This is a genomic window from Brunnivagina elsteri CCALA 953, assembly GCF_002289455.1.
GTDB classification, from domain to species: Bacteria; Cyanobacteriota; Cyanobacteriia; order Cyanobacteriales; family Nostocaceae; genus Brunnivagina; species Brunnivagina elsteri.
The window spans coordinates 1-8,266 of sequence record NZ_NTFS01000300.1 but is presented as its reverse complement, the minus strand read 5'-3'; the positions used below and the strand labels follow the sequence as shown (position 1 = coordinate 8,266).

Sequence of the window (8,266 nt, the reverse complement as noted above, 5' to 3'; positions counted from 1 at the left end):
GAAAAATTTACTTATTAAAGTTGTCAAATAGCAATTCCTTATCAATAACTTTTAATTATTGATAATCAGTTAAGCCTAATAAAAATCTTGTAACTCTTGTCAGAAAAGGTTTATAGCTTATTTTCTTAGATCGAACTCAGGTTCTAGTAGTTTCATTTGCACCCCGCCACAGACTACACTACAAGCACCTTACATTAAAGAGTGCAAATCATCTTAAATTTATTTGATTGGTTCGCGATAAAATATCGCGAACCGTATTTCTTTTTCCACATACCGTGAAAAGTCAGATTGATGGACACTATGAACTTCATTCAACTTCTCTAGTAAATCCTCTGTAATTTCCCTTATTATTCTTAGGTCAGACAATATACAGAATTTCCTCAGTGAGAGCTATTCCGTTGGGGATATTTGCACTGGTAATTGAGGATGACTGTTGTCCCGTCGATCTAAAGAAGCCGTATCGATCTCAAAGCCGTAAAAATTATTAAAAATTATGTTGCCATCATCCGATTTAACTGCCGCAGCCACTCAGCCGTTCGTTCAGACCGCTTTCGGTTCCTCAAATGAGTTAGGTGGGGGTACGTCCTGGTTCAATGCCTCAGCCTGGAACAATCCGCTAGCGATTCCCCTGCTAGGGTCGAGTAGCGGCAGTACACCAGTTCAAGCCGTTGCCTTTATCGATGCCGCCCTGCCCGATTATCAAACCCTGGTGGATGGACTTGCCCCCAATACTGCTGCCTATCTGCTCAACCCCGCAGGCGATGAACTGAGCCAGATTAGTCAAGTGTTATCGGGTTACAGCAACCTAGCGGCAGTGTCGCTGTTTTCCCACGGCAGCGATGGCGCGTTGCAACTGGGCAATATCAGTCTCAATACCGATAACTTGATTGACTACGCCGGAGTGTTGCAATCCTGGTCAAAATCGTTGGCAGCGGGAGCCGATCTGTTGCTCTATGGCTGTGATCTGGCGGCGGATGGTATCGGTCAAAGCTTTGTGGGTCAGATTGCCGCCCTCACGGGTGCCGATGTCGCCGCCTCCACTGACCTGACGGGCAGCAGTGCTTTGGGGGGCGATTGGGATCTGGAATTTGCCACGGGCAGCATTGAAACCCCGGAGTTTCTGCAACCCTGGGCGCAGGTTGCCTATCAGCATCTACTCGCCACGGTGACGAATACCAATGATAGTGGTGCCGGTTCCCTGCGCCAGGCGATTCTGGATGCCCCGGATGGCGACACCATCACCTTCACCGGTTCTGTTTTCACTGACAGCAGCCCGGATACCATTACCCTCACCAGCGGCGAACTGGGGATCACCAAAAATCTCACCCTTATGGGCACGGGTGCCAACCTGCTGACGATTAGCGGCAACAACGCCTCCCGCGTCTTCAACATTAGTGATGGTAATGGCAGCGCTGATAAGACCGTCACCCTGGCGGGGTTGACCATCACCGGGGGAAACGCTAGCGACTTCGACGGCGGCGGCATTCGCAACTTGGAGAACCTGACGGTGAACAACAGCACGATCAGCGGCAACTCGGCATCGAGCAGCGGCGGTGGCATCGCCAACGTTGGCGGTACGTTGACAGTGAGCAACAGCACCCTCAGCGGCAATTTTGCTAGCGCCTTGGGTGGTGGTATTGGAGCTTTCTTCGGCACTAGCGGAAGTATCACGAGCATTCGCAACAGCATTGTCACAGGCAATTCTGCTCGTATATTTCCAGAAAGTACAAGTGAATTATATGGGGATACTGGCTCAAGCCTCAATTCCAATGGTTATAACCTGTTTGGATTTAACAGCAGTAGCCGCTCAATTAGGTTAAACACCAGCAGCACCGACATCATTCCTAGTGTTAGTCTCAGTGCCATCCTCAGTACTACCCTTGCCAACAATGGCGGTCCCACCCAGACCCTCGCTCTGGTGAACGGTAGCCCTGCCATCAACGCAGGTGATCCTGGCTACAGTGGACCCCTCACCACCGATCAGCGCGGTTCTGGCTTTGCCCGAATCATTGGCGGTACAGTTGATATCGGGGCGTTTGAATTCGTCCCACCCCCCGCCAACAGTCCCCCCATTGCCCGCAACGATAGCTTTACCACCAATGAAGACACCCCGCTGACGGGCAACGTGATCACCAACACCACCCCCAATGGTGCCGATAGCGACCCGGATGGCAATCCGCTCACCATTGCCACTGTAAATGGCAGCGCAGCGAATGTGGGCACCGCCATTTCTCTCACCAACGGTAGCCTCACCCTCAACGCCAGCGGTAGCTTCACCTACCTCCCCATTACCAACGCCAACGGCAGCGACTCCTTCACCTACACTCTCAGCGATGGCACCGTTGCCTCCAACACGGCAACAGTCGGACTTGCCATCACCTCCGTGAATGATGCCCCCATCGTGGCGAATCCCTTGGGCGATCAATCCAGTCCCGAAGATACAGCGGTGAATTTCACCATTCCTGCCAACAGCTTCAGCGATGTGGATAATCCTACCCTTGCCCTAAGTGCCACCCTCGCCGATAACACTGCCCTGCCTGGTTGGTTGAGCTTCAACGCGGCAACGGGCAACTTCTCTGGCACCCCGCCACTCAACTTCAACGGCACTCTAGCACTGAAAGTGACGGCAACCGATGCCGGGAATCTGTCCGCTGCCAGTAACTTCAACCTGGTGATTACTCCGGTGAACGATGCCCCGGTGGTCGCTAACCCACTGGGCGATCAAAGCAGTCCTGAAGACACCGCCGTGAATTTCACCATTCCTGCCAACAGCTTCAGCGATGTGGATAATCCCACCCTCGCCCTGAGTGCCACCCTCGCCGATAACACCGCCCTGCCTGATTGGCTGACCTTCAACGCGGCAACAGGCAGCTTCTCTGGCACACCCCCACTCAACTTTAACGGCACCTTGGCATTGAAAGTCACCGCCACCGATGCCGGAAGTCTCTCTACTTCCAGTAACTTCAACCTGGTGATTACGCCCGTTAATGATGCACCTACCATTAGCGCGATCGCTGACCAAACCGCCTTCCAAAATACCGCCACGACTCCAATCACCTTCACCATTAGCGATGTGGAAACCGCCGCGAGTTCGTTAACTGTAGCAGCAACCGCCAGCAACACCGCCCTATTTCCCAACGGCAGCATTGTCTTCGGTGGCTCTGGTGCCAACCGCACACTCACCCTCACCCCCGCCAACAACCAGTTTGGCACCGCAACCATTACTGTCAATGTCAGTGATGGCACGATCGTCACACCGACCACCTTTACCGTCAACGTGGGCAGAAACCTGAACGGCGGCAACGGCAAAGATACCCTGAATGGCACGGCTGGCAACGATCGCCTTGATGGGGGCAACGGCGAGGACACCCTGTTTGGCGGTGCAGGCAATGACTTGCTGTTGGGCGGCAATGGCGATGATGTCCTCGACGGGGGCACTGGAAACAACACTCTGACTGGTGGCAATGGCGCAGATATCTTTGTCCTCTCCGCCTCTGGAACAAATCGCATTACGGACTTCGTAAACGGAACGGATCGCTTCCGGTTATCGGGATTGACCCGTGATCAACTGACCTTTGTCCAGGATGGCAACAACACCCGCGTCTCAGCAGGCGGGGGAGAGATTGCCTATCTGCTCAATGTACTAACTACTCAAATCGATATTAGTGATTTTGTTGTCTAAGAGGGTGTTTATAAATTCGGCAAAAACCTTGATTTGTCATGCTGAACGTAGCGATAGCGTAGTGAAGCATCTCTAAACTATGCCGCAAACCCTAGATTCTAGCCTTCGGCAACGCGAAGCGCGTACGTTCCTCAGAATGACATAATTTTATTTATAAACACCCTCTAAGCATCACGGCATTACTAAACCTCCAAATTCCTAGAGAATTGGGAGATCTATTCTGGTCACGATCGCCCTTCGGAATAACGTCGAGGGGCGTTTCTTGGTTCCTATCGCTTGATGGGGAACAGAAAAACAAGCTTTAAGCGCTGAAAACCATACCCACTATTTTGATTTTTCTGTCAATGCGTAAGTCCTAGGTTTATAGCTTATTTTCTTAGATCGAACTCAGGTAAAAACCAATTCGTAAGTAAAAATTGCCGCGTCATATTCTCTTAATTCCGTAAAAAACGCAAAAAAGACGGATTTTTGTCGAGCGCTTCAAAAAAATTACGTATGATTTGTGTATAGTAGTCAAGTATTACGCCGTACTTTACATTCAAGATGGCTAATGTTTCTTTTTATAAAAAATTTTCGGATTTTGAGAAAATATTTTTATTTCGTGGGATAATTATTTTATTGTTTTAAGCTTGAACTTGATTTTTAATATAATTGGATGTTAGTAAAATTTTTTGGACAAGCTATATTCCCATTATAAAAATGTCAATCTTATTTAATTCATACGACTGACGATACCACAAAATCAATCATTTTTTTGTGTTGTAGCCAGTTTGAGAATTGTCCTTAGCTCAATCAACCCAATTTGAGCGGTGCGATATGCCTTTGGCATTAAGCTTTGCTTATCGCGTTGGTTGCAGATTCCCGATTTCTGTGTAAAGTTTAAAATTTGACGACAAGCATAGTTAGAAGTTGGGAATCTGGTAGTTCGTAAATGGGGTTTTTGAGGGAGAAATCGGGTTTTCGGGAAAATGAGAATGTCCCAGAGGATTGTAACGCAAAGATTCGCCTAAAATATCAAGGAATTGTTTAACTGGATTCAAACTCTCATCACCTGTCAATCCACAATAAAATGAAGAACCAGAATCAAATTCAAAACCTCGTCGTCTAAAGCTATGTGCTGCACCATCAGCAATGGTGTGACTTTCGTACATTATTCGCACGTTTACCATAACGTGCGAATAATGCTGCCGCAGTTAATCCTCCAATACCGCTCCCGATGACGATAATATCAGACATGGTTAATGATGATTGGTTATGGATGATAGATTGTAAGCTGCTTTCAGATTACCTGTTAAGTTCGATATGCCGACCGCATTAAGAATTAATTATCACCGATTACCTACTATCCCTTACCTATAAACTATTAACCATTAATAATTACCAATTACCTAAAATGACAGACCCAATTATCGAATTAAAAGGTATTTCTAAGACATTTGGGAATAATAAAGTATTAGATAATATCGATTTGACTATTTATCAAGGGGATGCGCTGGGAATAATTGGTCCATCGGGAACTGGTAAGTCTACTATTTTACGGATAATTGCGGGGTTGACAGCACCCGATTCCGGGGAAATTTACATCCAAGGTGTACGGAGAAAAGGTTTAATCGAAGATGGAGCCGATGCGATTGGGATTGGGATGGTGTTCCAGCAAGCAGCTTTGTTTGATTCGCTGACGGTAGAGGAAAATGTGGGATTTTTGCTATACCAACACTCGAAATTATCAAAAAGAAGGATTCGCGATTTGGTCAATCACAGGTTGGAAATGGTAGGTTTGGGGGGAATTGGAGAGAGATATCCGTCGGAACTTTCGGGAGGAATGCGGAAACGTGTGAGTTTTGCCCGTGCGATTATGGCAAATCCCGATCGCCCCCAAGATTCTGCGGAGGTTTTATTGTACGATGAGCCTACGGCAGGACTTGACCCCATTGCTTCAACGGTAATCGAAGATTTAATTCGTGAGTTAAATTCGATTCAAGGGGGTTGTGGTACTTATGCGATCGTTACTCACCAAGATAGTACGATACGTCGCACAGCTGATAAACTTGTGTTTCTGTACCAGGGTAAAGTCCAATGGCAAGGAAGTATTAACGAAGTTGATACTACAGACCATCCTTTGATTCGTCAATTTATGAGTGGAAGTATAAAAGGACCTATTCAGGTGGTGGGATGAGGAATATTTGAGAGTTAGGAATTTAGAAGCTAGAAACGCGTAGAGCTTCGTGGAGGGAGTTAAGAATAATAACTCATAATTTATAATTTACAATTCATAACTTTTTAATAAAAGGGAGATTTTGAGAAATGCGATCGCTAAGGACAGTACGAGAGGGTTCAGTCGGATTATTATTCCTAGTTGGTTTGGGTGTGTTTGGGTTGATTTTCCTGTGGTTAAACCGCTTTACAGCCTCCCAAAGCTCCTATAAGGTGTATGCAGAGTTTGCTAATGCTGGGGGAATGCAAAAAGGTGCCCCCGTGCGGTTTCGTGGTGTGAAAGTTGGTCGAATTACCTCGATTAAACCTGGACCAAATAACGTCCAAGTGGAAATCGAAATTGCCCAACCTAATTTGATTATTCCCCGTGATGTGGTTGTCGAAGCGAACCAAAGCGGTTTAATTGCTGAAAGTTTGATTGATATCTTCCCCAAATCATCGATTCCCGAAGACTCTATTGCCGGAAAACCCTTGGAAAAAAGCTGCGACCCCAATCAAATCGTTTGTAATGGTTCACGCCTTCAAGGTAAAATTGGTATTAGTATAGACGAAGTTTTGCGCTCAACCAACGAACTCGCTGTGGTCTACAGCAATAAAAAATTCTACAATAATTTAAATAGAACTTTAGAACAAGGCGCGATCGCAGCTGCAAATGTCGCCGAGTTAAGCAAAAATCTCAGCGTTCTCAGTAAAAACGCGCAATACCAATTCAATAGTGTATCTGGTTTAACAACATCCGTACAACGTGCCGCTAACCAAGTGAGCGTTTCGACTTCCCAACTCAGTACAACAGCCGATCGCACTCTCAACCAATTCGGCAATACAGCTAATCAATTCGGGACAACAGCCAGTCAATTAAACGCAACGGCAACCCAATTACGTTCCACTAGTGGCGATGCTAGCAAACTATTAAATAACCTCGATAACCTTGTCACCACTAACCGTTCTTCTTTAGTTTCCACCCTGAATAATATCTCGGAAAGCAGCAATCAACTTCGCGTCACCGTTAACAGTCTTTCCCCAGCAGTAAACCGTTTAACTAAAGGAGAACTGCTGAAAAACTTTGAAACCCTCTCAGCAAATGCTGTGATCGCATCGGCAAACCTACGTGATGCTAGCAAAACTCTCACCGACCCCAAAAATGCTGTAGTCTTACAACAAACCCTAGATTCTGCCAGGGTGACATTTGAAAATACCCAAAAAATTACCTCAGATTTGGATGAATTGACAGGTGATCCCAAATTTCGGAATAATTTAAGACAACTTGTCAATGGTTTAAGTGGTTTAGTTTCCTCTACCCAGCAAGTCGAACAACAAGTACAAGTCGCCCAAACCTTAGATTTAATGAAAACTGGTGCGAATGCAACTTCCACTGACAATCAAATCTTTCCCACTGCCGAATTTTCAAATTTACCAAAAACACCACAATCCCAGCAGCGCAAACAAGCAGTAAATCGTTTGTTACGAGTCATGAAACAAAACAGTGAAGCGGCAAAACTTCCACCTCAAAATTCAAAAGGTATTGTAGTTGATAGGAATCAAGAAAAGCAAATTCAAATGCCAAAATGAAATGTAATTAAATTATTAAAAAACTTGCTGAAGAAACATCATTATATTTTTAAATTCTCTTAAGTAGTCCTCCAATTTTTGGATAAGCGAATCATGCTAGAGTATAAATTACCAAATAAACTGCCAAAAAATTTACCCTCTGCTGAAGAACTGCCCGACTCAGACGATAATCCCGTGGATAACGAACTACAAGAATTATTACCAGGATTACTTAAAGCAATACTGCTAATATTATGGGCAGATAGAATGGATTGGTTATTTGGTGTAGACATGGGTATCTATTATCACTCAGAACAACCACCAATAGTCCCAGATGGTTTTTTGAGTTTGGGAGTTGAACGTTTCTATGATGAAGAATTACGTCCTAGTTACGTGTTATGGGATGAGAATGTAGTTCCAATTTTTGCTTTGGAAGTTGTTTCCTAAAATTATCGTCAAGAATACACTGATAAAAAAGATAAATATGCAAATTTAGGGATATTATACTACGTTATTTATTCCTCTCGTCGCCGTCGTAAACCTCGCTTAGAAGTGCATAAATTAGTAGATGGTGAGTATATACTGCAAGAAGGAAATCTAGTTTGGATGCCAGAAATTGGCTTAGGAATAGGTTGCGAAAAGGGAAATTATTCTGGAGTCACAAGGGAGTGGTTATGTATCCCATCAATACTTCGGGGTAAAGATTTATTCTGGCATCCACGACCAACCAAACGGGTTAAGCGAAGATTTGTCCCGAATAATACTGCCCAAAGATGGGATATTTCCGATCAAAGAAATGCGATCGCGGATATACTCAAAAAA

At 45.4% G+C, this 8,266-nt stretch carries 3 protein-coding genes and 2 pseudogenes; 4 read left to right on the top strand and 1 reads right to left on the bottom strand.

The features are described 5' to 3' along the window. The first annotated feature begins 493 nt into the window (after positions 1–493). Complete coding sequence (locus CK510_RS21815) at positions 494–3,682, top strand: DUF4347 domain-containing protein (protein WP_095723693.1); 3,189 nt, start codon at positions 494–496, stop codon at positions 3,680–3,682. Positions 3,683–4,641: 959 nt separating this feature from the next. On the opposite strand, the pseudogene CK510_RS21810 reads toward CK510_RS21815, so the two are convergent. Then, positions 4,642–4,918: pseudogene (locus CK510_RS21810) on the bottom strand (NAD(P)-binding protein); the annotation flags it as partial. A 157-nt stretch (positions 4,919–5,075) separates the two neighbouring features. On the opposite strand from CK510_RS21810, the gene CK510_RS21805 reads away from it, so the two are divergent. The 3 genes and pseudogenes from CK510_RS21805 to CK510_RS21795 all read left to right on the top strand — a co-directional run. Next, positions 5,076–5,858, top strand: a complete 783-nt coding sequence (locus CK510_RS21805) for an ABC transporter ATP-binding protein (protein WP_095723692.1) — start codon at positions 5,076–5,078, stop codon at positions 5,856–5,858. Between the two features lie 128 nt (positions 5,859–5,986). Further along, on the top strand, positions 5,987–7,465 hold the full coding sequence (locus CK510_RS21800; protein ID WP_095723691.1) for an MlaD family protein: 1,479 nt from the start codon (positions 5,987–5,989) through the stop codon (positions 7,463–7,465). 93 nt (positions 7,466–7,558) lie between these two features. Beyond that, a pseudogene (locus tag CK510_RS21795) lies at positions 7,559–8,266 on the top strand (Uma2 family endonuclease); the annotation flags it as partial.